Annotated in this window: 19 protein-coding genes and 1 pseudogene; 8 read left to right on the top strand and 12 right to left on the bottom strand. The window is 63.3% G+C overall.

All coding sequences use genetic code 11. The annotated features are described in order from the left end of the window. The first annotated feature begins 125 nt into the window (after positions 1-125). Positions 126-1,910 (top strand): annotated as a pseudogene (locus AC0V7N_RS10935) (cation:proton antiporter domain-containing protein). Here the strand turns inward: AC0V7N_RS10935 and AC0V7N_RS10930 are convergent. Next, positions 1,907-2,719, bottom strand: a complete 813-nt coding sequence (locus AC0V7N_RS10930) for an AraC family transcriptional regulator (protein ID WP_475457292.1) — start codon at positions 2,717-2,719, stop codon at positions 1,907-1,909. The pseudogene AC0V7N_RS10935 and the gene AC0V7N_RS10930 overlap by 4 nt on opposite strands. 104 nt (positions 2,720-2,823) lie before the next feature. Here AC0V7N_RS10930 and AC0V7N_RS10925 point away from each other — a divergent pair, with 104 nt between their 5' ends. After that, the gene (locus tag AC0V7N_RS10925) at positions 2,824-3,744 is read left to right on the top strand and encodes a zinc-binding dehydrogenase (protein WP_475457290.1); all 921 of its coding nucleotides are present in this window, start codon (positions 2,824-2,826) and stop codon (positions 3,742-3,744) included. 119 nt (positions 3,745-3,863) lie between these two features. Beyond that, complete coding sequence (locus AC0V7N_RS10920) at positions 3,864-5,048, top strand: MFS transporter (RefSeq protein WP_475457288.1); 1,185 nt, start codon at positions 3,864-3,866, stop codon at positions 5,046-5,048. A gap of 31 nt (positions 5,049-5,079) precedes the next feature. On the opposite strand, the gene AC0V7N_RS10915 is transcribed toward AC0V7N_RS10920, so the two are convergent. The 9 genes from AC0V7N_RS10915 to AC0V7N_RS10875 form a co-directional block, all read right to left on the bottom strand. Then, on the bottom strand, positions 5,080-5,889 hold the full coding sequence (locus AC0V7N_RS10915) for a hypothetical protein (RefSeq protein WP_475457286.1): 810 nt from the start codon (positions 5,887-5,889) through the stop codon (positions 5,080-5,082). Then, positions 5,886-6,638: an SDR family NAD(P)-dependent oxidoreductase gene (locus tag AC0V7N_RS10910; RefSeq protein ID WP_475457284.1), complete on the bottom strand. Its 753-nt coding sequence runs from the start codon at positions 6,636-6,638 to the stop codon at positions 5,886-5,888. The genes AC0V7N_RS10915 and AC0V7N_RS10910 overlap by 4 nt, the downstream gene beginning before the upstream one ends. A 90-nt stretch (positions 6,639-6,728) precedes the next feature. Further along, positions 6,729-9,008: a transglycosylase domain-containing protein gene (locus tag AC0V7N_RS10905; RefSeq protein ID WP_475457282.1), complete on the bottom strand. Its 2,280-nt coding sequence runs from the start codon at positions 9,006-9,008 to the stop codon at positions 6,729-6,731. Positions 9,009-9,112: 104 nt separating this feature from the next. After that, positions 9,113-10,165: a hypothetical protein gene (locus tag AC0V7N_RS10900; RefSeq protein WP_475457280.1), complete on the bottom strand. Its 1,053-nt coding sequence runs from the start codon at positions 10,163-10,165 to the stop codon at positions 9,113-9,115. Positions 10,166-10,411: 246 nt separating this feature from the next. Then, complete coding sequence (locus AC0V7N_RS10895; protein ID WP_082525739.1) at positions 10,412-10,558, bottom strand: hypothetical protein; 147 nt, start codon at positions 10,556-10,558, stop codon at positions 10,412-10,414. Positions 10,559-10,583: 25 nt separating this feature from the next. Then, positions 10,584-10,838, bottom strand: a complete 255-nt coding sequence (locus AC0V7N_RS10890) for a GlsB/YeaQ/YmgE family stress response membrane protein (protein WP_095199549.1) — start codon at positions 10,836-10,838, stop codon at positions 10,584-10,586. 110 nt (positions 10,839-10,948) lie between these two features. Next, positions 10,949-11,152, bottom strand: coding sequence for a hypothetical protein (locus AC0V7N_RS10885; RefSeq protein WP_475457278.1), 204 nt, complete (start codon positions 11,150-11,152; stop codon positions 10,949-10,951). Between the two features lie 111 nt (positions 11,153-11,263). Further along, positions 11,264-11,884: a ribonuclease D gene (locus AC0V7N_RS10880; protein WP_475457276.1), complete on the bottom strand. Its 621-nt coding sequence runs from the start codon at positions 11,882-11,884 to the stop codon at positions 11,264-11,266. 77 nt (positions 11,885-11,961) lie between these two features. Beyond that, entirely contained in the window at positions 11,962-13,347 is a 1,386-nt protein-coding gene (locus AC0V7N_RS10875; RefSeq protein ID WP_475457274.1) for a M20/M25/M40 family metallo-hydrolase, read from the bottom strand. Positions 13,348-13,766: 419 nt separating this feature from the next. On the opposite strand from AC0V7N_RS10875, the gene polA reads away from it, so the two are divergent. Further along, complete coding sequence (gene polA / locus AC0V7N_RS10870) at positions 13,767-16,718, top strand: DNA polymerase I (protein ID WP_475460275.1); 2,952 nt, start codon at positions 13,767-13,769, stop codon at positions 16,716-16,718. 59 nt (positions 16,719-16,777) lie between these two features. Here polA and AC0V7N_RS10865 read toward each other — a convergent pair whose 3' ends face one another. Together AC0V7N_RS10865 and AC0V7N_RS10860 are read right to left on the bottom strand one after the other, a co-directional pair. Continuing rightward, a complete protein-coding gene (locus AC0V7N_RS10865; RefSeq protein ID WP_475457272.1) occupies positions 16,778-17,728 on the bottom strand; it encodes an IS481 family transposase in 951 nt (316 codons plus the stop codon). 201 nt (positions 17,729-17,929) lie between these two features. Beyond that, positions 17,930-18,334 (bottom strand): Fur family transcriptional regulator, encoded by a 405-nt coding sequence (locus AC0V7N_RS10860; protein ID WP_475457270.1) that lies wholly within the window; start codon positions 18,332-18,334, stop codon positions 17,930-17,932. Between the two features lie 229 nt (positions 18,335-18,563). Between AC0V7N_RS10860 and AC0V7N_RS10855 the strand changes: the two genes are divergently transcribed. From AC0V7N_RS10855 to AC0V7N_RS10840, 4 genes are all read left to right on the top strand, one after another. Further along, positions 18,564-20,765 (top strand): caspase family protein, encoded by a 2,202-nt coding sequence (locus tag AC0V7N_RS10855; RefSeq protein ID WP_475457268.1) that lies wholly within the window; start codon positions 18,564-18,566, stop codon positions 20,763-20,765. A 178-nt stretch (positions 20,766-20,943) separates the two neighbouring features. Next, positions 20,944-21,267, top strand: a complete 324-nt coding sequence (locus AC0V7N_RS10850; protein ID WP_477356040.1) for a hypothetical protein — start codon at positions 20,944-20,946, stop codon at positions 21,265-21,267. Between the two features lie 31 nt (positions 21,268-21,298). After that, positions 21,299-21,970 (top strand): DUF4760 domain-containing protein, encoded by a 672-nt coding sequence (locus AC0V7N_RS10845; protein WP_496627826.1) that lies wholly within the window; start codon positions 21,299-21,301, stop codon positions 21,968-21,970. Between the two features lie 56 nt (positions 21,971-22,026). Continuing rightward, positions 22,027-25,005, top strand: coding sequence for a caspase family protein (locus AC0V7N_RS10840; protein WP_475457262.1), 2,979 nt, complete (start codon positions 22,027-22,029; stop codon positions 25,003-25,005). Positions 25,006-25,123: the final 118 nt, after the last annotated feature.

The following is a 25,123-nucleotide window of genomic DNA, read 5'->3' as shown; positions in this document are numbered from 1 at the left end:
GCACCGTCGATTTTCGCGCCCTGCGGGTTGCATCACCGTCACCCCTTCCACCATATTGCAAAACAGGCGGCGGCTTCGGGCGGCGCATATCCGACATCTCTGGTTTGAAAGGCGCTCCATAGACAATGCCGCATGACACGCCCCTTATCGCCACCATCGTCGCCGGTCTGGGGCTGGCTTTCGTCTTCGGCGCTCTCGCCAATCGCTTCCGCATTCCGCCGCTGGTCGGCTATCTCATGGCCGGCGTGCTGGTCGGGCCGAACACGCCCGGTTTCGTCGCCGATGCCGGCCTTGCCAACGAGCTCGCCGAAATCGGCGTCATCCTGCTGATGTTCGGCGTCGGCCTGCATTTCTCGCTGAAGGACCTGCTGTCGGTCCGCGCCATCGCCGTGCCCGGCGCCATCGTCCAGATCGGTTTTGCCACCGCACTCGGCGCCGGGCTGTCCTGGATGCTCGGCTGGTCGATGGGCGCGGGTCTGGTGTTCGGCCTGGCGCTGTCGGTCGCCTCGACCGTGGTGCTGCTGCGCGCGCTTCAGGAACGCCGGCTGATCGAGACCGAACGCGGCCGCATCGCCGTCGGCTGGCTGATCGTCGAGGACCTCGCCATGGTGTTGGCGCTGGTGCTGCTGCCGGCCCTTGCCGGCGTGCTCGGCGGTCAGGAGCAGGCGGATGTGCATTCGAGCGGCCTGCTGTCGCTGCCGGCCAGTTACGGCATCTGGGGCGTCGTCGGCATAACGCTGGCCAAGGTCGCTGCCTTCGTCGTCGTCATGCTGGTGGTCGGCCGCCGGGTCATCCCCTGGATCCTGCACTACGTCGCCCATACCGGGTCGCGCGAGCTGTTCCGGCTGGCAGTGCTGGCCATCGCGCTCGGCGTCGCTTTCGGCGCGGCAAAACTGTTTGGCGTCTCGCTGGCGCTCGGCGCCTTCTTCGCCGGCATGATCATGAGCGAGTCCGAGCTCAGCCACCGCGCGGCCGAAGAATCGCTGCCTTTGCGCGATGCCTTTTCGGTGCTGTTCTTCGTCTCCGTCGGCATGCTGTTCGACCCGTTCAGCCTGTTCAGCAATGGCCTGCCGATCCTGGCGACGCTGGCCATCATCGTCATCGGCAAGTCGCTGGCGGCCTTCGTCATCGTCATCGCCTTCGGCTATCCCCTGGCGACAGCCTTGATGATTTCAGCTAGCCTTGCCCAGATCGGCGAATTCTCCTTCATCCTGGCCGAACTCGGCGTCGGGTTGAAACTTCTGCCCGAGCAGGGCCGTGACCTGATCCTGGCCGGCGCCATCCTGTCGATCGTGCTCAACCCGCTGATGTTCCTGGTCATCGACTGGATGAAACCGTGGCTTGAAGCGCGTGCCGCCCGGACGGCACCGCCGGCGGACGCCAAGCCGGTCGGTCCGGCGACGGAACCGGGCCAGGTGGCCTCGGTCGCCGCAACCTCCAAAAAGAAGACGGTCCACCGCCGAAAACCGCACTCATCGGCCATGCCATCCTGATCGGCTACGGCCGTGTCGGCAGCCTGGTCGGCGCGGCGCTGAAAGAGGCTGCACTGCCCTTCCTCGTCATCGAGGACGCCGACAAGACGCTGGCCAGGCTGAAGACGGACGGGGTCGAGACCGTCGCCGGCAATGCGGCCAACGCCGAAGTGTTCGCCGCCGCCAATCCCGAAGGCGCAAGGCGGCTGATCCTCGCCATCCCGAACGCCTTCGAGGCCGGCCAGATCGTGCTGCGGGCACGCGCCGCCAATCCCGGTATCAACGTCGTCGCCCGAGCCCATTCCGATGCCGAAGTCGAGCATCTCAAGGGGCTCGGCGCCGACACGGTGATCATGGGCGAGCGCGAGATCGCGCGCGGCATTGTCGAAGAGGTGCTCGGTCACAAGCCGGAGGCGGCTTGAGCCGTCCGTAGCCTAGGCTGATCGTACGAACGCAGAACCGCCATTCTGTGCGATGCTGCTGAGATATTGTGCGGGAGGCTTGCCGAGCGCCTTTTTGAACATGGTGATGAAAGCTGTGACGGACTCATAGCCGAGATCGCCCGAAACCCGCTGAACGCTTGCGCCCGAAGCCAGCTCCCTGATCGCGACGATCAAGTGCAATTGCTGGCGCCAGCGGCCGAAGCTCAAGCCGGTCTCCTTCACCACGAGACGAGCGAGACTGCTCTCGCTGAGCGCGACGCGATTGGCCCACTCCGCCAGCGTGCTTCGGTCAGCGGGATCGTCCGCCAGCGCTTCGGCGATCCGCCGCAAGCGCGGCTCGGAGGAGATCGGCAGATGCAATTGCTGGACAGGCATATCAGGCAGTTCGGCAAGCAGGACGCTTCCCAGGAAAGCGCACCTCGCATCGTCCGGCGCACAGTCCGATAGCTCGATGATGAGCTCGCGCAGCAGCGGCGAGATCGAAAGCGTGCAGCACCGGTCCGGCAGGTCGGCAGCACCCGGCTCGATGTAGACGAAGAAAATCCGGGCATTGGCTGTCGCGATGTTGCTGTGCTCCATGCGGCTCGGCACCCACACGCCGCAATGCGGCGGCACCATCCACAGGCCACTGGGAACGCGGCAGGTGACACCGCCGCCGAGCGCGAAGACGAGTTGCCCCTTTCGATGCCAATGGGCTGATACCTCCGCTCTGGTTTCGGGGACGTCGACGCGCACGGCAATCGCCGGCGCTGAAAACTCATCCACATCGAAATTGAGCCAGGGATAGCGAAGGGGTTGTTTCATGGTTGACGACTTTTAGCGATCGATTGCTTTTATATCTAGATTATTCGTCGGCGCAAATCGATAGGCTCGGGTCTTTCTCGCCGCAATTGGCAAAGGTGTACCCCATGCTCGCGCTCACCGTCTCTTCCGACAACGCAGCCAGATTGAAACTCGCCGAAGTGGACGAGCCACAGCCTTGCGCGCACGAAGCGCTGGTCGCCGTCCACGCAACCTCGTTGAACCGTGGCGAACTGCGCCTGCTCACCATACGTCCGGACGGCTGGATACCTGGCCAGGACGTCGTCGGGTTCGTCGAACGGGCAGCAGCCGATGGCTCCGGGCCAGCCGTGGGCACCCGGGTCGTGGCCTTGGTCGACGAGGCCGGCTGGGCCGAACGGGTCGCCGTTCCGGCCGAACGTCTCGCCGTCCTGCCGGAGGAGGTCAATTTCGTCTCGGCGGCCACGCTTCCGGTCGCGGGCACGACGGCGCTGAGGACGTTACGTCATGGCGGTGACCTCGCCGGGCAGCAGGTGCTGATCACCGGTGCGAGCGGTGCGGTCGGCCGTTTCCAGATCCAGATCGCCCGCGAGCAAGGCGCCTCGGTAACCGCAATCGCCGCCGCCCGGCATGCCGACGATCTCCGCGGCCTTGGTGCCGAACAAGTGGTAGAGGCGATCGAATTGGCCAAGGGGCCGTTTTCGCTGATCACCGAGTCGGTCGGCGGCGAAAGCCTCGCCCACGCGATCGAACGCATCGCGCCTGGCGGGACCATCGTCATGTTCGGTTCGAGCAGCGGCGAACTCACGCCGGTTGGCTTCCGCCAGTTTGTCCCGGGCCATGAGGGCGCGAGGCTTCAGACCTTCGCCTACTACACGTCCGGCTCGGGCATTGGCGCGGATATCGCCTCGCTGCTCACTCTGGTCGCGGCCGGCCGGCTGGAAACCCGCGTCGCCTTGACCATGCCGTGGACGGATATCGCCCAGGCCCTGGACGCTCTGCGCCAGCGCAGCTTCAGCGGCAAGGCTGTTCTCACCATAGCCGGATAAGCCGGCCGTTTTGGTCGACCACGCCGCACTCCGGCACGGGCTGGAGGCGGCTGACGATTCATTTTCCGCAATCCCCAAATCAAGGCGCTCAGGCGCCAACACCAGGTCAGGAGTCTCCAATGACGGTTAGAGAAATTGTCAGAACATCGAGCGGCCAGGGGCTTCTCCTGGTCGGCATCATGCTGATCGCATCAACGCTTCGCGCGCCCATCACCGGCGTGGCGCCGATGCTCGGCATGATCCGGCAAACCAGCGGCATCAGCGCGGCCGAAGCGGGAATGCTGACCACCCTTCCCTTGCTGGCGTTCGCGGCGATCTCGCCTTTCGCGGCCGGCCTTGCGCGCCGATATGGCATCGAAAGGTCGTTATTCGCCGCGCTGCTTGTTGTTGCCACCGGTATTGTCCTGCGCTCGACCGGCCCCCTCTGGGCGCTGTTCGTCGGCACCGGCACGCTTGGGGCCGGCATTGCTGTCGCAAACGTGCTGCTGCCAAGCTTGCTGAAACGCGATTTTCCCAACCGGGTCGCCAGCCTGACCGGCTTCTATGCCATCGTGTCCGGACTTTCGCAGGCATTGGCATCGACAGCGGCGATCCCGCTCGCCCAACTGCCGGGGTCGAACTGGCATCTCTCGCTTGCCTGCACGCTGATCTTTCCCGTCGCCGCCCTGATTGCCTGGGCGCCCCAGCTTCAAATGCCCGCCGCCCAGGAGCGAGCGGCAGCCTCCACGCATGACCGCGGACACCTCTGGCGCTCGGCCCTTGCCTGGCAGGTTACGGGCTTTCTTGGCCTTACCTCGCTGGTCTTCTATGTGATCGTCGGATGGTTGCCCTCGATCCTGGCGGAGGCAGGCTATCCCGCGGCGACCGCGGGCTCGCTGCATGGGCTCTGTCAACTGGCCATCGCGATCCCCGGCCTGCTGCTCGGCACCGCCGTCAGGCGCATGAAGGACCAGCGCGTCATGGCCATCGGCATGGCCCTGATCACATGCCTCTCGCTGCTGGGCCTGTGGCAGTTTCCGGCCCTTGCAGCACTTTGGATCGCGCTGTTCGGCTTCGGCGCGGGTGCCGCCTTCATGCTGGGCCTCTCCTTCGTCAGCCTGAGGGCTTCGCACAGCCAGGAGGCGGCAGCGCTGTCGGGAATGGCGCAATGCCTGGGCTATTCGCTGGCCGCCGCAGGCCCGCCGCTGGCTGGTCTTGCCCATGACGCAACCGGGAACTGGAGCCTGGCCCTGGGCGCCTGCGCCGTCGCCACCTTGCTGATGGCGGTCCTGGGAAGCCTTGCTGGACGGGCGAGGACGATCTGAGCCAATCGCCTAGCCGCTTTAGGAGACGAGCTTATAGCTTCACAATCGTGAGCCCGGCGTCGACAAGCCGTCTCCTGATACTTTGAACGTCACCCGGCGGGACGTCCCATTGCCACGTGATCGGCGACAGTTTCCGTATGACGCCTAACGAGTTCTGTTCAATCCAGTTATCCAGTCGTTTGCCCTCGATCCGCCGATCCAGATGGCCTTTCGACAGCAGGTTGAAAGGATATAGATCGCGAAGATTCTGATCCAGTTGTCGCCGCGCACTTTCGGTGCGGAACGTCTTGCCGAACGAGAACGACTGCTCCTTCATCGCAGCCGGTGGACCGTAAAATGTCTTGTCCTCGGTTGCGAAACGGGAAGATGCTGACCCGTGCGCAAATGCCCTCGGCCCCCAGAAATACGGCATCGACAAGCCTATCCCATAGACAGGTTGCAACTCGTCGCAAACCAGTCTGACGATCTTCTGGAATGTCTCATCGGGATCCGGCGTCGCAGCTCTGTCGATATGGACTTCGAAGCATTTAAAGCTATCGAGGGAGCAGGCAATATCGATTGCGAAATCCGACAGTGAGTCGGACTTTCTCCTCCAGAGATAGCCGAGCGTTTGCCACTCCTGTTTGTGAAGCACATCACGTTTGATGAAATTCCGATAGAGATAGTCTTTGCTGCGACTGCCGCCGACGACTGTCGCAATATCCGGCTGGGAACCAACAATCTCTACGAGATTGTCGAGTATGTCCCGCGCTCGGAATATGTCGAGCTCCGCGGCCCATTCGTAGATGACGAGCGACCCAACGACGTTGGTTTCCGTGTAGCGCTCGAAATCCTCACTCAAACGTGCTGGCCGCCATTGATGTGGATTTCCGAGCCCGTCACATAGGACGCCTGCTGCGAGCACAGGAAGAAGATAATGTCGGCGACTTCCGCTGTGGTGCCGAGGCGCCGCAGCGGAATCGTCTCGACGATCTTGTCCGTGCCCGGCGACAGGATCGCGGTATCGATCTCGCCCGGCGCGATGGCGTTGACGCGGATGCCGTGCGGGCCGAAATCATGCGCCATTTCGCGCGTCAGCGAGCCGAGTGCCGCCTTCGATGTCGCATAGGCGGTGCCGGCGAAAGGATGCACGCGGGTGCCGGCGATCGAGGTGACGTTGACGATCGAGCCCTTGGCCGCGGCTAACTCTTTGAACAACCCCCGCGCGAGCATGATCGGCGCGAAGAAATTGACCTGGAACACGTCACGCCAGACATGCATCGGCGTGTCGATCGAGTCCATGCGGCTGTTGCCGTCCTTGAGTTTCGGCGAAATGCCGGCATTGTTGACCAGCGCGTGCAACTGGCCGCCATGCGCTTCCAGCCGATGACGGATTTCCGAGACGGCGATACCGACATCTTCCTGATCGGCGAGATCGACCCTGATGTGGTCTTCCGGCCCTGCCGGCCACGGGCAATCCTCGGCAAAGGCCTGGCGGGAGCAGGTGATGACGCGCCAACCCTCGCGCGAGAAGCGCTTGACCGTGGCGTGTCCGATGCCGCGGCTGGCACCGGTCAGCACGATGGTTTTTCTGGTGTCGAGTTCAGCCATGTCGCGGTCTCCGGCCGGAGGTGTAGCCGAACACCGTGGCGCTGGCGAGAGGCGGATTGACGCCGCTGCAACCCGCCGGGGCGACCGCCGTCAGCCGCCGCCCAGAATATCCAGGATCGAGGTCCGCTTCTTCTTGAGCGGACCGCCGACACTGCCTGGCGGCACAGGATGCCCGACCGAGGCGGTTGTGCCATTGTCCGCAGGCATGTCGAAGCCATCGGCATCGACGGTCTGGGCAGGCCGCGCCACGCGGGCCGGTGCTGGCGCTCTGGTCGCCGGGGCAGCTACCTGCGCTGATGGCGCCTGCTGGACAACCGACGCTGACGGAACTGGTGCCGGCTGGTTGTTGTCGACAGAGGGTATGTCGTCGGGCACGATCGTGTCGGCAGGCGTCGATTTCCAGGTTCCGGGCAGCGGCCGCACCGGCACGCCTTCATGCGCGGCGACCATGAATTCGTGCCAGGCCTGCGCCGGCAGCGCACCGCCGGTGACCTTCTTCATCGCCGTGCCGTCATCATTGCCGAACCAGACGCCGGTGGTGAGATTGGCGGTGTAGCCGACGAACCAGGCATCGCGCGAATTCTGGCTGGTGCCGGTCTTGCCGGCCGACGGCCAGGCAAAGGCCGCCTTTTTTGCCGAGCCGAACTCGACCGTGCCCATCATCATCGAGTTCATCATGCCGACGATCTCGGGTTTGACCACGCGCGGCGCGTTGCCGCCGCCGCTGTCATAGAGCACCTTGCCCTCGGCGGTGGTGATGCGGCGGATGAAATGGATATCCGGCTTGTAGCCGCCATTGGCGAACGGCACATAGGCCGAGGTCAGTTCCAGCGGCGTCACTTCCGAAGTGCCGAGCGCGATCGAGGTGTTGGCCTGCAGATCGGACTGGATGCCCATGCGGTGCGCGGCCTCGACGACGGCGTTCGGCCCGACTTCCATGGTCAATTGGGCAGCAACCGAATTCAGCGACTTGGCCAGCGCCGTCGCCAGCGTCACCTTGCCAAAATACTTGCCGCCGTAATTGTCGGGCGTCCAGTTGCCGATCCTGATCGGCGCATCGTTGCGCGTGCTGTCGGGCGTACGGCCGGCTTCGAGTGCCGCCATATAGACGAACGGCTTGAAGGCCGAGCCCGGCTGGCGGCGCGCTTCCGAGGCACGGTCGAACTGGCTGGTCGAATAGTCGTAGCCGCCGACCATGGCGCGCACCGCGCCGGAATCGTCGATCGACACCAGCGCACCCTGGGTGACGTTGAGCTTCTTGCCGCTTTCATCGATCAGCCGGCGGATCGACTGTTCGGCAAGCTTCTGCAGGTTGAGGTCGACGGTGGAGTCGATGACGATGTCGCCGCGCACGTCGCCGATCAGGTCGGGCAGTTCTTCCATGATGGTGTCGGCGACATAGTTTTCCGAGCCCGTCCAGTAGGACGGCGAACGCGTCGCCGGCGCGCTGAGCGCTGTCTTCAGTTCCTTGTCGCTGATCTTGCCCTCGTCGCGCATGGCGGCGAGCACCAGCTGCGAGCGGTCCTCGGCGGCCTTTGGATCGCGCGCCGGCGACAGCCGCGACGGCGCCTTCAACAGGCCGGCCAGCAGGGCTGCTTCCGACAAGGTGACGTCACGCGCGCTCTTGCCGAAATAACGCCGCGAAGCCGCCTCGACACCATAGGCGCCGGAGCCGAAATAGACCCTATTGAGGTACATTTCGAGGATCTGGTCCTTGGTGTGCTTGTGCTCCAGCCACAGCGCCAGCAGCACCTCCTGCACCTTGCGCTCCAGCGTGCGGTCGGGCTTCAGGAACAGATTCTTGGCCAATTGCTGCGTCAGCGTCGAGCCACCCTGCGAAAAATGCCCGCCGAGAAGGTTGGTCACCATGGCGCGCGACAGGCCGATCGGGTCGACGCCGAAATGCGAATAGAACCGGCGGTCCTCGATGGCGATGACGGCTTCCGGAATATAGGGCGACATTTCGTGCAGGCCGACGGCCTCGCCGCCGCTCATGCCCCTGTTGGCGAGCAACTGGCCATCGACCGAGACGATCTTGATGTTGGGGGCGCGGTCGGGGATCGACCAGGTCGTCGCCGCAGGCATCTTGGCGCCATAATAGACGACGACGCCCGCCACCGCGATGCCGCCCCAGATGGCGAGCACGAAGCACCAGTAGAACAGCCGGCCAAGCACGCCGAACAGGCCGCGCCGGCTTCTGCCACGCCCACCGCGCGACGATTTCGCCTTCGACGATTTGCGTTTGGCGGAGGCTTTGCGGTTGCTGGGCACGACGCGGTCCTCCTCGCTCACCGAAAGACCCGGCTGGGATCGCGCCTGTGGCGGTCCCTCGAAACTGGGCTCGATGCGGCTGTCTCTGCGGTTCGCCATGCCTGCGCTTGCTATCCCCGGTGCCTATGGCGCTCCGGTTGCAGAGTAGATGCGGCGATTTAAGGGCGGGTTAAAGCAGGGTTTATGCACCCTTTTGAAATTCCTTACGATTTTCTAAATTCTTTACCGCTGCCGCCGCCACTGTGTAATGGCCGGGCGCGTTGAGCAGAAACGGTCCCATCCTCCGATGAGCCGATCATCGATGCGAGGGAGAAAAACGCCAGCGTCTGCTCTTCGCAAGTCATCGCCACGACGCTGTTGGAACGGTCGACGTCGAGGCCCTTCGGGCCGCCTTCCTCCGGACTGGCCCTGCCGCGCAGGAAGGTTTCCTCGTCGAGCACGGCGACGGAGCGCGCGGACACGCGGTACCCGTTCCAGTCACCGTCGCCGGCATAGACATGCACCATACGGCTGCCGGCGTCGGCGACCAGTATGTGCCGATCGTCGTTGGTAAAGCGCACGCCGTGCGGATAGCCGGCATGCCGCAGGACACCTGCCGGCTCTGTGTCAGGCCCAAGCGCCGCTGACATACGGTAAAGTTTGACGTCCTGGGTGCCGTGGCTGCTGACCGCGATCCAGCAGCCATCATGGCTGAGAGCGATACCGTCCGGTATATCGAGACCACGCTCCAGCAACCGCTGGTTGCTCGTCATGCGATAGCCGAGCCACTGGTTGACCACGCGCCTTGTGACCAGATGCGTGTAGTTGTTGCAGACCAGCAGGCTGACGCGGCCCCGCGACTCGCGCCTGACGGCAATCGAACCCGGCGAATTCAGCTTGCAAGGCCGCCTGCCCTTTATCAGGCGAATGGCTGATATCTCGCGACTTTGGCCGGCCGGTTCTTCGCGGGGCAGGCTGAAGATCGCAACCAGCCCGTCTCGGTTGCCGATCGCCAGGGTGCGACCATCGATGAAATCCAGGCCATGGATTTCGCCCATATTGTCTGATTTCAGCTCCATGAAATCATGGATCGTGACATCGGGACCACCAGGTCCGGCCCCGATGTCGATGCTCAGGATCAGCAAACGCTTGCGCGCATAGCCGGCGATTACCAGCAATCGATTGTCCGGTGAAAAGCGCAAATCCTCGGTGCGTCCGATCGCCGAAAGCGCGGCCCGCACCGCCGCACTGGCCTTGAAGTTGATCGCGGAGATCATTGGCGACCCACCCAGGGGATCGAACGGAAGGGATCGAGAAGTGCCCAACTGCTCCCGGTCCCCGACTGCTCCCGGCCCATTGACGACTGTTTGCCCACTTTGATGTTGCCGACTAAGCCTGATCGCGGCTCACAGGTTCCAAGGGCTGGAGGCCTACCGCCTCGCAAAACAGCGCGCCTGACCAAGGTATTGCTCACGCCTCTTGGCATGCAGCCAGCCGGCGCCGCGCCCCAATCGACGGCAGGCTCAGTTCTGCTGGATCGAAATGCCCTTGTCGTCGATCTTGAGCTCGACGCCTTTCGGCTTGGTCTGCTCGCGGTAGACATAAATGCCGAGCGCAATGACCACGACGACGAGCGCGCCAATGAGGAGGTAGAGTGTGTTCTGCTTCATGGCGCGCTCTTTCCGATGTCAAGCCTCACGCTCGCTTCAAGACCTTGACCAGCACCAAAAGGATGATGGCGCCGATCGTGGCGTGGATGATGGAGGCGAGAATGCCGCCGCCGATGGAAAAGCCGATCCGCGGCAACAGCCAGCCAGCGATGAACGCGCCGACGATGCCGACGATGATGTTGCCGATCAGGCCGAAGCCGAAACCGGAAACGATGAGACCGGCAAGCCAGCCGGCGATGGCACCGATAATGATGAAGACGAGCAGGCTTTCGACACCCATAACGATTTCCTCCGAGCAAGAGGGCGAGCACGGAGCGGAAGGCTCCGAATCGGCCCCGATATCAACGGCTTTAGGCTATTCGAAAGCTGCCGGCCTCACCAGCTTAGCGCTCACTGATCGTCATCGTCGCCGGAAGCGGGCCGCCAGCTGGTCGGCTCGACCTTCTTTTGGGTGTTGCTGTCGGTGTAAACCCACCACCCGCCATCGCGATGTTGCGCGATCGATTCGTTGATGACGCCGTCGGCGTCCTTCCACATGACGGAGACCTTGGAGCCGTCGGTCGGTGCGGTCGATATCGGCTTTCGGTCCGCCATGTCATCCCCTCCCTCAAGCAATTCCGCAAAAACACATAGTTGAGCCGACAAAACGCTAAGGCTTGCATCTGGTTCCAAACCGGCCACCTCAGCCGGCCACCGGCCGAGCCGTCAGCTGTGAGCGAAGATATCCTCTTCGTCCCAGCCCATCAGATCGAGTTTGGCACGCGTCGGCAGGAAGCGGAAGCAGGCATCGGCCTCCTTGGTCCGCCCGTCGCGCGCCAGCCGCCCGGCCAGCACATCGCGCAGCCGGTGCAGATAGAGCACATCGGAAGCGGCATATTCGAGCTGTTCGGGCGACAGCGTCTCGGCGGCCCAGTCCGACGATTGCTGCGCCTTGGACAGGCCGACGCCGAGCAGCTCGAAGCAGATGTCCTTCAGCCCGTGCCGGTCGGTATAGGTGCGGGTCAGCCGCGAGGCGATCTTGGTGCAGAACACCGGTTCGGGCATCACCCCGAACGCGTTGTAAAGCACCGCAAGGTCAAACCGGCCGAAATGGAAGAGCTTCGTCACGTTGCGGCTCTTCAGTAGGCTGACGAGGTTCGGCGCCTTCTTCTGGCCGGGTGCGATCTGGATGACATCGGCCGTGCCGTCGCCCGGCGATATCTGCACCACGCACAGCCGGTCGCGATGCGGGTTCAGCCCCAGCGTCTCGGTGTCGATGGCCACCGCCCCGACATTGTAGTGCGAAAGGTCGGGCAGATCATGCTTGTGGAAACGGATATCGGCCATTGTCTTCTCCGGTCGCGGCTTACCCCGTCCTCGCCGCGATCCGGTGAAAAATCAACAAGAAAACTTGTTTTCGCCGCTCAGCGCGTCAGCGCGTCCAGAATTCGCGCCCAGGAGCGCTGGCCCTTGTGGAAGGATGAGAGCTCATATTTCTCGTTGGGCGAGTGGATGCGGTCGTCGTCGAGGCCGAAGCCGACCAGCAGCGATTCCATGCCGAGATAGGTCTGGAAATCGCCAACCACGGGAATGGAGCCGCCGCTGCCCGTCGTCACCGCCGGCTTTGGCCATTCGTCCGACAGCGCTATCTTGGCCTTGGCCAGGAACGGCGAGTCATAGGAAAGCTGAATCGCAGGTGATCCGCCATGCGGATGGAACTCGACCGAACAGTCGGCCGGAATGCGCTCCTCGACGAATTTCTGGAAAGCGTCGCGAATCTTGGCCGGGTCCTGCTTGTGGACGAGGCGGAAGGACACTTTTGCCGAAGCCTCCGCCGCGATCACCGTCTTGAACCCCTTGCCGGTATAGCCGCCAATGATGCCGTTGAACTCGGCTGTCGGCCGCGCCCAGGTCAATTCCAGCACCGAGCGGCCTTTTTCGCCCGATGGGATCGACAGGCCGACAGGCCCAAGGAAGGTCTCGGCCGTCTCGCCGAGCGTCTCCCACGATTTCAACACCTGCGTCGGCGTTTCCTCAACGCCGTCATAGAAGCCCGGGATGGTGATATGGCCGTCCTTGTCGTGAATGTCCGCCAAAACCTTGGCCAGGATGCGGATCGGATTGGCGGCAGCGCCGCCATAGAGACCGGAATGCAGGTCGCGATCGGCGGCCTTCACCGTGATCTCCTCGCCGACCAGCCCGCGCAGTGCCACGCAGATCGACGGCGTGTCGCGATCCCACATACCGGTATCGCAGACCAACGCGAAATCGGCCTTGAGCTCGTCGGCATTGGCCTCGAGGAACGGCTTGAGCGACGGCGAGCCGGACTCCTCCTCGCCCTCGAACAGGATGGTGATCCTGCACGGCAGATTGCCATGCACCTGCTTCCAGGCTCGGCAAGCCTCGACAAAGGTCATCAACTGGCCCTTGTCGTCGGCCGAACCGCGCCCGGTGATCACCTTGTGGTCAGGCCCGACCTCCTTGATGGCAGGCGCGAACGGATCGTTTTCCCACAATTCGATCGGGTCGACCGGCTGTACGTCATAGTGGCCATAGAACAGCACATGCGGCGCGCCAGCCGGCCCTTCATGATGTGCAACCACCATCGGGTGGCCTGGCGTGTCGCGCACGCTGGCGTCGAAGCCGATCAGCTTGAGTTCGGCCACCAGCCATTCCGCCGCCTTGCGGCAGTCGGCGGCATAGGCCGGATCGGTGGAGATCGACTTGATCCTGAGCAGGCCGAACAGCCGTTCGAGGCTCTGGTCGAGATTCTTGTCGAGGCGATCGAGGACGGGGGAAACTGCGGACATTTGCAAAGCCTTTCGATTCAGTACCGGAACCGTAGAGGCAGAGCGGCGAAACGAAAAGCCCGGGACCATTGGACCACGCGCGAGTTGGCTGCCGCAGGTCAAAAAAGACCGCCGTGGTGGAGGGGGAACCACGGCGGTCCTGTACTCGAAACGATGCGGCAGCCCGGAGAGGGGGGATAGGCTGCCGCAATTGTCCGGGATAGGCGGGGGACGGGCCTTGCTCCGGACTCGGCGAAAACTGCCGATGACCTGTATTTGGGTCTGTGAAAGTGGCGATTCAAGGGCCTCAACGTTACACTTTTGTAACGTGCCCGTGAGCGGGCCTGTATAGGCGGGAATTGTCAGGGTGTTGGCGGAACCGATACCTGGCAATGTCTTTGGCATGGACCAAGCCATCGCGCCGCGCTATCCCTGCCGGCATGAAAAAAGGCGATCATCTCTTCCTTGTCGACGGCTCCGGCTACATCTTCCGGGCCTATCACGCCCTGCCGCCGCTGACCCGCAAGTCCGACGGCCTTCCGGTCGGTGCCGTTTCCGGTTTCTGCAACATGCTGTGGAAGCTGATGCAGGATGCCCGCAACACCGATGTAGGCATTGTGCCGACGCATTTCGCGGTCATTTTCGACTATTCCTCGAAAACCTTCCGCAACGACCTCTACCCCGAATACAAGGCCAACCGTTCGGCACCGCCCGAGGATCTGATCCCGCAATTCGGCCTGATCCGACAGGCGACCAAGGCGTTCAACCTGCCTTGCATCGAGATCGAAGGTTATGAAGCCGACGACCTCATCGCCACTTATGCCAGGCTGGCCTGCGAGGCCGGCGGCGACACCACCATCATCTCCTCCGACAAGGATTTGATGCAGTTGGTCGGCGCCACGGTCGGCATGTACGACCCGATGAAGGACCGCCAGATCGGCATCCCCGAGGTGATCGAGAAATGGGGGGTGCCGCCGGAAAAGATGGTCGATCTGCAGGCACTGACCGGCGACTCGGTCGACAATGTGCCCGGCGTGCCCGGCATCGGCCCGAAGACGGCGGCGCAGTTGCTGGAGCAGTTCGGCGACCTCGACGGGCTGCTGGCCCGCGCCGGCGAGATCAAGCAGGACAAAAGGCGCGAATCGATCATCGCCAATACCGACAAGGCGCTGATCTCGCGCCAGCTGGTGACGCTGAAGAACGACGTGCCGGTGACCGACGGACTGGACGATTTCGTGCTGCATGCCCCAGACGGGCCGAAGCTGATCGGTTTCCTGAAAACCATGGAATTCACCTCGCTGACCCGCCGCGTGGCGGAAGCGACCAGCACCGAGGCCGGCGACGTCCAGGCTGTCGCCGTGACCGTCGAACGCGCCGACAACGCGCACGGCCCCGATGTCGGCGCCGGAGCGCCGGCCCGGAGCGGTGCCGAGCCTGGCCAGGCCAACGGAGCGGCAACCACTGCAGCGGACGCCGCCAAGCAAGGCGACACCCCTTCCCTGCTCTCAGCCTTGCGGCTGGAGCGTGCGGCAACCGGCAAGATCGACACGTCGGCCTATCCCTGCATTCGCGATATCGCGACGCTGAAAGCCTGGGTCGCCGAGGCGCGGGAGGCTGGTGTCACCGCCTTCGACGTCAGGGCGACGTCGGGCGATCCGATGCAGGCCGAACTTATCGGCTTGGCAATCGCCACGGCGCCCGGCCGCGCCGGCTACATTCCCTTTGCCCACAAGAGCGGCAATGGCGACCTGCTCGGCGGCGGTGCGCTCGAAAACCAGATTCCGCTTCGCGAGGCGCTGGCGGCGCTGAAACCGCTGCTCGAGGACAAATCGGTCCTCAAGATCGCGCAGAACCTGAAATACGATCTGGTCATCATGAGCCGCTATGGCGTCGATGTCGCGCCGTTCGACGACACCATGCTGATCTCCTACGTGCTCGATGCCGGCACCCCGCATGGTCACGGCATGGACGCGCTTGCCGAAAAATGGCTTGGCCATACCCCGCTCGTGCTCAAGAACGTGACCGGCTCCGGCAAGAGCGCCGTCGGTTTCGACCAGGTCGACATCGACAGAGCGACCGCTCATGCTGCGGAAGACGCCGACGTGACGCTGCGGCTCTGGCTGGTGCTGAAACCCCGGCTTGCCGCCAAGGGCCTGGTGTCGGTTTACGAGCGGCTTGAGCGGCCGCTGGTACCGGTGCTGGCGCGCATGGAGCAGCGCGGCATCTCCGTCGACCGGCAGATCCTGTCGCGGCTGTCGGGTGAACTGGCGCAAGGTGCTGCCCGGCTCGAAGAGGAAATCTACCAGCTCATCGGCGAGCGCATCAACATCGGCTCACCCAAGCAGCTCGGCGACATCTTGTTCGGCCGCATGGGCCTGCCCGGTGGTTCGAAAACCAAGACCGGGCAATGGTCGACCTCGGCGCAGTTGCTGGAAGACCTTGCCGCCGAAGGCCATGAACTGCCGCGCAAGATCGTCGACTGGCGCCAGCTGACCAAGCTGAAATCGACCTACACCGACGCGCTGCCAGGCTTCATCCACCCGGACACCAGGCGCGTCCACACCTCCTACGCGCTGGCCGCGACGACGACGGGCCGGCTGTCATCCTCCGACCCGAACCTGCAGAACATTCCGGTGCGCACCGCCGAAGGCCGCAAGATCAGGACCGCCTTCATCGCCGACAAGGGCAACCGGCTAGTCTCGGCCGACTACAGCCAGATCGAACTGCGCGTGCTCGCCCATGTCGCCGAGATCCCGCAACTACGGCAGGCTTTCGCCGACGGCGCTGACATCCACGCCATCACCGCGTCGGAAATGTTCAACGTGCCGGTGGAAGGCATGCCTTCGGAGATACGCCGCCGCGCCAAGGCGATCAATTTCGGCATCATCTACGGCATTTCGGCCTTCGGCCTCGCCAACCAGCTGTCGATCCCACGCGAGGAGGCGAGCAACTACATCAAGAAATATTTCGAGCGCTTCCCCGGCATCCGCGATTATATCGAGGAAACCAAGGCCTATGCCCGCGAGCACGGCTTCGTCGAAACGATCTTCGGCCGCCGCATCCACTATCCTGATATCAGGTCGTCCAACCCGTCGCTGCGCGCGTTCAACGAGCGCGCCTCGATCAATGCCCGCCTGCAAGGCACCGCCGCCGACATCATCCGCCGCGCCATGGTGCGCATGGAGGAAGCGCTGGACAAGGCAAAACTATCGGCCCGCATGCTCTTGCAGGTGCATGACGAACTGATCTTCGAAACAGTCGAGGCCGAAGTTGAAGCGACGATCCCGGTCGTGCGCCATGTCATGGAAAACGCGGCAATGCCGGCGGTATCGATGTCGGTGCCGCTGCATGTCGACGCGCGGGCCGCGAACAACTGGGACGAGGCGCACTGAGGCTCCGCCGCTTCGTCATCCTAGGGCGAAGCAAGGAGCGAAGCGACGCGGCGCAGACCCTAGGTGTTTAGTCCTGGCGTTTGATGGGTTGGGTCGAGTCGGAAGCGTTTGGGCTCTTTTTTCCAGATTTTGCAGATGAACTCATAAGGTGTGAGCCCTTTGAGGGTCTTGAGCCTGCGGGCGAAGTTATAGGCTGTTAGGAAGTCGGCGAGGTGCCGGCGCAGTTGATCGTGATCGTCATAGTGGAAGCGCGTGACGGTGGCCTCCTTGATGGTGCGGTTCATCCGCTCGACCTGGCCGTTTGTCCAGGGGTGATTGATCTTGGTAAGCCGGTGCTCGATGCCATGATCGGCGCAAACGTCGTCGAAGACATGCTGGGGGGCATGGCGGTCGCAACTGCGATTGGTGAACTGGATGCCGTTGTCGGTCAAAATGGTATGGATGACATAGGGCACGGCTGCGATCAGATCCCGAAGGAACTGGACCATCGTGATCTTTTCGGCGGTCGCATGCAGCTGGGCATAGGCGAACTTGGACGTCCGGTCGACGGCAACGAACAGACGCAACTTGCCCTCGGCGGTCTGCACCTCGGCGATATCGATATGGAAATAGCCGATCGGATAAGCCTCGAACTTCTTCTTGCTCGGCTTGTCGGCGCCCGTCTGCGGTAACCGCGAAATGCCATGGCGCTGAAGGCAGCGATGCAATGACGAGCGCGTCAGGTGTGGGATCGTCGGCTGAAGGGCATATAGACAATCATCGAGCGGCAGCAACGTATGTTTGCGAAAGGCGACGATGGCGGCTTCCTCTTCGAGCGACAGCACTGTCGAGCGCGGCTCTCTGGGACCGGTCGGCAGATCGGCGGTCGAGGTTCGGTGCCGCCACTTCGCGACCGTCTTCGGATCGATGCCATAGCGCTTGGCGAGCTTCTTCAGGCTCTCTTGACTATTTTGTATTGCTCGACGGGTTGCCTCTGTCGTCGTGGCCCGGCCGTGTAGAACCTGTCCCATAGTGCCTCCTTCCATTCGGAAGAAAATATCACACCATTAAAGCCAGGGATCAAACACCTAGGATCCATGCCGTGACGCCCGAACGTCACGGCTGTGGAGATTATTCTGCACCGCTGCAATCGTCGGAAATGTAACGGAATGGATCCTAGGGTCTCCGTTCCGCTTCGCGTTCACTTCGCCCTGGGATGACGAAGAGAAGACTTAGGCAGCCTCGGCTCGGCACTTCGCACACACACCGCGAAACTCGATCACCGCCTTCTTGGCGGCGAAGCCGGTGGAGCGCACCCATTCGTTCAGCCGGTGGTCGACGTCGTGATCCGACATCTCGGTCACTTGCCCGCAGGTGTCGCAGATGGCGAAGGCGGTCATCGAATGGCTATGATCGTGCGGTTCGGCGCAGGCGACGAAGGAGTTGATGCTTTCCAGCCGGTGCACGAAGCCGGATTTGACCAGCGTGTCGAGTGCTCGATAGACCTGCAATGGCGCGCGAAAACCGCGCTCGCGCAACTGGTCAAGCAAGGTGTAGGCGCTGAGCGGCCCGCTGGCGGCCTCGAGCTTCTCGAGCACGCACACCTGGTTTTTCGTCAGCACATCCCTTGCCGCCATGGTCTCGTTCCAACTTGTCCTGCGCCATCCCAGGCTGTTTGCCCGTGCAAACGGTCTGATCCCATTCAGATAGCGACGAACCGCCGTCTTTGCTACTCTTCTGTTGTTGTCCCGGGCCAATCGATCACGCGCGGGCACATTTGATGGCGAAGCGATATTCAAAATACTGACAAAATCCTCGACGAGGATAGTTTCGCTTGGGAAATTCGATCGGGCTTGGGGAAGCAATATGATCAAATTGACACGCCGGACGCTGCTTGTCGGCACGTCGGCGCTGATGGCGGCCGGTGCGGTATCGTTCCGGGCACTGGCGGCATCGCGCACCTACCATGCGCTGCTGGTCGCCTGCACTGAATATCCTGCCCTGCCGCAGAGGAACTGGCTGATCGGGCCGAAGAACGATGCCGGCCTGGTGCACGAGTATCTGCTGAAGAATGTGCCCGACCCGGTTAGGTTCGCGCCCGAAAACGTCACGCTGCTCGCCAAGGATGTGCCCGGCGCCAAAGGTTTGCCGACCCATGCGGCGATCAAGACGGCACTCGCCGACCTTGCTGCCAAGGTTCAGCGCGACGATTTCGTCTACCTGCATCTGTCCGGCCACGGCGCCCAGCAGCCGGAGAGGGTCAAGGGCGACGAGACGGACGGGCTCGACGAGATCTTCCTGCCCGTCGACATCGAAAAGTGGATCAACCGCGATGCCGGCGTGCCGAACGCGCTGGTCGACAACGAAATCGGCGACGCGCTCGACGCCATCCGCAACAAGGGCGCCTTCGTCTGGGCGGTGTTCGACTGCTGCCATTCCGGCACCGCCACCCGCGCCGTCGAAGTCGATGACGAGCTGGAGCGCAAGGTCGAGTTCGCCGACCTGGTCGGCGGCGACGAGGCGGCAAGAGCGGCGGCCATCAAGACCTATGAGGACACGGTCGCAGGCGCCTCGCGCGGCCTCGACGAGAATGGCGCGCGCAAGCCCGCCTTCAACCTGACGCCGACCGGCGGTGAGCCGATCACCAAGGGCAAGCTGGTCGCCTTCTATGCCGCCCAGACGGTGGAGACGACGCCGGAAATGCCGCTGCCCAAGGGCACGACGGATGCGCCGCGCTTCGGCCTGTTCACCTTCACCATCCTGTCGAAACTGGCGGAGAATCCAAGCGTCACCTATCGCCAGCTCGGCCAGGCCGTGCTGCAGCAATACTCGGCCGACAGCCGCACCCGGCCGACGCCGCTGTTCGAGGGCGAACTCGACGCGCGCGTCTTCGGTACCGACAAGACCGACGCCGTCATGCAATGGCCCATCGTCGTCAAGGACGGCGAGGCGACGATCGGCGCCGGCCTGCTGCATCGCCTGACGCCGGGCAGCAAGCTCGCCATCCTGCCGTCAGCGCTGTCGTCGCTGTCCGACGCGGTCGGTTATCTCGAGGTGGAGTCGGCAAAAAACCTGGAGAGCCACGTCAAACCGGTCGAGTTCGATAAGAAACCGGCACTCAAAATGGCCGACATTCCCACCAACGCCTATGCGCGGGTGGCGGAGATCGCCGTCGACTACAAGCTCACCGTCGCACGGCCGGCCGCAACGAAGGGATTGGAGAAGGAGACGGAGCTCGTCAATTCGGTCCTCGACGAACTGGCCGCGGCCAAGGAGACCGGCTTCAACATCGAGCTGGTCGACCCCGGCAAAAGCGCCGAGCTGCGCTTCGCGGTGATGCGCGAGAACGCCATTGAAGGCGCCGCCAAGGACGCGTCCGACAAGCCGGCGCTGTGGTTCCTGCCGGCATCGGGCGACGTGACCCTGAAGGACGGCGGCAAGCCACCGTTGATCATCATCCATCCGGATGATCGCCAGAAGCTGGTGGACGCCACCACCAGGAATTTGCGCACCATCTTCCGGGCCACCGGGCTGTCGCGGCTGGCGGCGGCCTCCGACTACAAGCCCGAGGATGTCGACGTCCAGTTCCAGGTCAAGCGCCGCGACAAGGATGGGCTTGAGCCGTTGCAGGCGTCGGCGGTGCCGCGCGTCTCGCCGGGCGACGAGGTGCATGTGCTGGCCAAGAACAGTTCGGACCAGCTGGTCGACATCAACGTGCTCTACGTCGGCAGCGACTATTCGATCACCCACATCGTTGCCGAGCGCCTCGCCCCACAGGCAACGCTCGAGGAAGGGCTGCTCGCCTTCACCGACACCAGCTTCGGCATGGAGCGGATGATCGCGGTGCTGACCGAGGCGCCGCCCGAGAGCGAGAAGGAAGATTTGAGCTTCCTGGCGCAGGACGGTGTCGCCTCGATGACGCGTGGCCTCGGCCCCTCCAGCTTCTCCGACATGCTCGCCGATATCGGCGCGGCGCCGCCGACCCGCTCGGTGATGCGGCTTGCCGACAAGAGCGGCCCGAAGGGCGCGGTGATGATCTTCCCGATGGAGACGGTGCCACGCGCCTGAGTTCCGGCGCCAGGGCTGCGCGGCGCTGTTGCGCCGGCTCTTGCACGATTGGCGTGATATGAGAACATTCCGGCCGCAGCCATGGTGCATGATGGCCGGACAAAAGCAGATAGGATCGATTGTGAAGAACTCTGTGTTTTCCTGGCGTGGAGCGATGGCCGGTTTGGCCGGCAGCCTGATGCTGATCGCCAACGCTTCGGCAGAGGACGCTTGCGGCCTGTGCGTCAAGCAGATCGTCACCAACTCGGAATTGGCGACGTGTTTTCTCGACCAGTACGACCAGATCGCCAAAAGCAACGGCAACGCTGTCGTGGTCGACCTCTCAAGCTGTGCCTCGCGCGGCATCGTCGAGGCATTGCCGTCACCGACAAAGGCGCCTGCGGAACCGGACGTGCAGTTTATGGTTTCGCGCCCGCAACTGCAGTGCCTGAAGAAGCAGCTGGAGGCACCGGGCGTCGTGCTTGATCCCTCCGCCACCATCGAACTGGACAACTGCAAATGAAGAAGCCGGGGGCACGACAAAGCAGACACCGGTGGACGCGCCCGCCAAGGCGCCGGCGGCAAAGCAGACGCTGCCGGAAACCACCGAAGGTTTCCCCTGGCCGAGCAGCCATGAGATCAAGAAGGAGAGCAATCCCTTCACCGACCGCGACTGGCGCATGCTCATCTATGCCTGGTCGGGCATGCTGGTGCGTTTCGCCATCATCTTCACCCTGGCATTCTCCGTCTACCAGTTCCTGGCCAACCAGGAGCAGAAGCGCGTCGAGCAGACCATGTCACTGGTCGAGCTTTGGGAAACCAAGGACTACCAGCAGGCGCAGCGGGCGCTGAAAGATCGGCTCGCGGCCCTCAATGCCAAATACGACAATCTGCTCAGCGCCAATCCTTCGCCGACCGAGGAACAGGTTTTTCGGCAACGCATCGGCATCGAAGCGATGACCGCCTCCGGTGGCGACATGCCGCTCGCCGATTTCAGCGAGAATTTCGACCGCATCGTCTATTTCCTCAACCGCCTGTCCTTCTGCGTCGACGGTAACCTGTGTTCGCGCAAGGTGACCGATGCCTATTTCCGCGACTACGCCGTCTCGTTCTGGAGTTATTTTGCCGGCTATGTCGACAAGCAGCGCAAGGCCGGTTCACCCACCTTCGCCACGGCGATCGAAGCCTATGTGCGCAACGGGCCACCGGCGGCCGAAGCCAAATAGCGATGGGAAAAGCCCGGGTCAGCGTCCGCCTGATGCGTGCCTGCAGGTGGCTGGCCATGGCTGGAGCTTTGGTCACGGCCTCGTTCGCCCGCGCCGAGGACGCCCCGGATTTCCATCTCGACCTCGACACCGGAGGCCATACCGCCCGGATTGCCGACCTCGCCTTCACACCGGATGGCGAGGATATCGTCTCGGCATCCGACGACAAGACCATCCGCATCTGGGACTGGCAGAGCGGCGTGACGCTGCGCACCATACGCGGCTATCTCGGCAATGGCAGCGACGGCAAGATCTTCGCGATTGCGGTTTCTCCGGATGGCAAGACGATCGCCGCCGGCGGCTATTTCGGCGCCAGCCTCGGCGACAAGCCGCCCTATGGCGACATCAGGCTGTTCGATTTCGCCAGCGGCAAGATCAAGGCCGTGCTCAAGGCCGCCGACTACGCGACCTATGACCTCGCCTTTTCTCCCGATGGCAAGACGCTTGCCGCCGGCGGTGCCGACGGCGTCGTCTATCTGTGGAAACAGGACGACAAGGCCACGTCAGGCTGGACGCTGGACAAGAAGCTCGACGCCGATTCCTGGCACATCGACAAGCTGGCCTTCGCCGCGGCGGGAACCCGGCTGGCGGCGACCACGACCGACAACGGCATCCGGCTCTGGGATGTCGCCAAGGGCGAGGAGATCGCCTTGCCGGCCGACGCCGAGCCATTGCGGGACATCAGCGTCATGGCGCTGGCCGCCTCGCAGGATGGCAGCCTGTTTGCCACCGGCAGCAAGGACGGCCAGGTCCAGCTCTGGCGCGCGGCCGACGGCACGCTGGTGCGCGCCATGCCGAGGCAGGATTTCCTCATCGGCTCGCTGACCTTCGCCAAGGGATCGCGGCTGATCGCTTCCTGCGGCTATCGCTGCGCCGACAAGCATCGCTCCATCGTCTGGAACACCGACAGCGGTGAGAAACTGCTCGACTATGCCGGCCATGACGGCACGGTCTATGCCAGCGCCGCCAATGCCGACGGCTCGCTGGTGGCGACCGCCGGCGGCACGCGCAACGCCATCCAGGTCTGGGACCCGGCGACAGGGGAACGCAAGACCTTGCTGCAGGGGGTGGGGGAGCCGGTGACTGCCATCGGCATCGACACGGCGAACGGCATCATCGCCTGGAGCAATGCCAACCCCTGTCCCGAGCGTGTGGCTTGCCCGGAACAGATGGGTGCGCTGGACAAGGGGCTGGAGCTGCCCACCACCGAGCGATTCTTCGAGGATCCGCAGCCGTTGACGGAGCCGGGCTCGTTTGCCCGCGCCGCGCTAAGCGACGGTGAGTGGTCGCTGCACGCCACTCAAGGCGGCAAGGACGCACTGGAAAACGCGGTGCTGGAGATCGCCAATGGCGGCAAAATGGTGCGCTCGATCGAGAACGATGCCACCAACGGCTTTGTCCATTCCGCTTTCACGCTGATCGATAACGGGCTCGGCCTGATCACCGGCGGCAATGACGGCACGCTGCTGGAATACAAGGCCGCGACCGCCCGGGTTTCCGGCGAATTCACCGGCCATACCGGCGAGATCAACGCCATGGTCGCCTCGGAGAAAGCCGGTCTTCTGGTCACCGGCAGCGCCGACCAGACGGTGAGGCTGTGGAACCTGAAGACGCACGAGCTGATCGTGTCGATGTTCTTTGCCGGCTCGCAATGGATCGCTTGGATGCCGCAGGGCTACTACTATTCCTCCGATGAGGGCGACAAGCTGATCGGTTGGCAGGTCAACCAGGGCCGCGACCATGAAGGCCGCTTCATCCGCGCCGGCCAGTTGAAGAAATATCTCTGGAGCCCGGAAATGGTGCGCCGCGCCATCATCCTGCGCAGCGCCAAACAAGCGGTGAGGGAGATGCGGCCGGGCGTCGATAATGAGCTGCAGAAGCTTTTGCAGCGCAAGCCGCCGGAATTCGGCATCCGCCTCGCCGATGACCAGAGCAAGGTCCGCGACGGTTATGTCGCCGTCGAGATCACAGGCGCCAAGGAAGCCGGCACCGATGTCGCCGGCTTCTCGATCCTGTCGAACAGCCGCAATGTCGGCGACATTGCCACGCGTTCGGCCGACGGCAACAAGACCATCGTCGAGATCCCGGTCGAGAATGGCCAAAACACCATCCGCATCACCGGCACCAACGAGTATGGCTATCTGACCGAGCGCAGCGTGACGGCGCTGGCGAGGAAGGTCGAGAAGGCCGAGGCCAAGGGCAAACTCTATGTCGCTGTCATCGGCGTCGACAAATATCCGTTCCTGACCGACGCCTGCTCCGGCCACGCCTGCGATTTGCGCTACCCTGTCGACGACGCCACCGAATTCCTCAAAGTGATCGCGCAGAAATCGGCGCCACTGTTCTCATCGATGGAGACGCTGGTTCTGGTCAACCGCGAGGCGCTCGACGAAAGCCCTGACAAGGCGCAGCAGACCTACACGGTCGCCAGCGCCGACAACATCATGGAACCGGACTCGCACACGATCGACGACCAGCTCGCCGATTTCCTCGACAAACCCGGCGAGCACGACACCACCATCATCTTCGTTGCCGGCCATGGCATCAACATCGACGAAGACTACTATTTCATCCCGACCGATGGCCGCAAACAGGATGCCGACCGCTGGAAGCGTTCCTCGCTTGTCGACTGGGGTGATATCCAGAAGTCGGTCGAACGGGCCAAGGGCATGCGCTTCATGCTGCTCGACACCTGCCATGCCGCCAACGCCTTCAATCCGCGCCTGGAGAAGGACGCGCAGGACGCACGCATCGTCGTGTTCTCGGCGACCGCCGCCAACAACACCGCTGCCGAACTGCCCGAACTCGGCCACGGCGTCTTCACCTATTCGATCCTCGAAGGCCTGCGCGGCAAGGCAAGAACCTCGGATGGCGGCGTCACGCTGTTCGGGCTCGCCGATTTCATTTCGCGTGAAGTGGTGCGGCTGACATCGTCGAAGCAGAAACCGTTCTACTATGTCGGCGGGGTGGAGAACATTGTGTTGGCCGAGCCGTGAGGGGGCCAAGTCTGCGCCAAGGCACCCCCCTCTGTCCTGCCGGACATCTCCCCCTCAAGGGGGGAGATTGGCTGTTACTTTCGACTTCGCCAATCGTCGACGATTCGAATGATGAGCC

The sequence above is a fragment of the Mesorhizobium kamtschaticum genome (assembly GCF_056174585.1).
The sequence above is the reverse complement of the archived record's forward strand: the minus strand, read 5'-3'. Positions and strand labels throughout refer to the sequence as shown.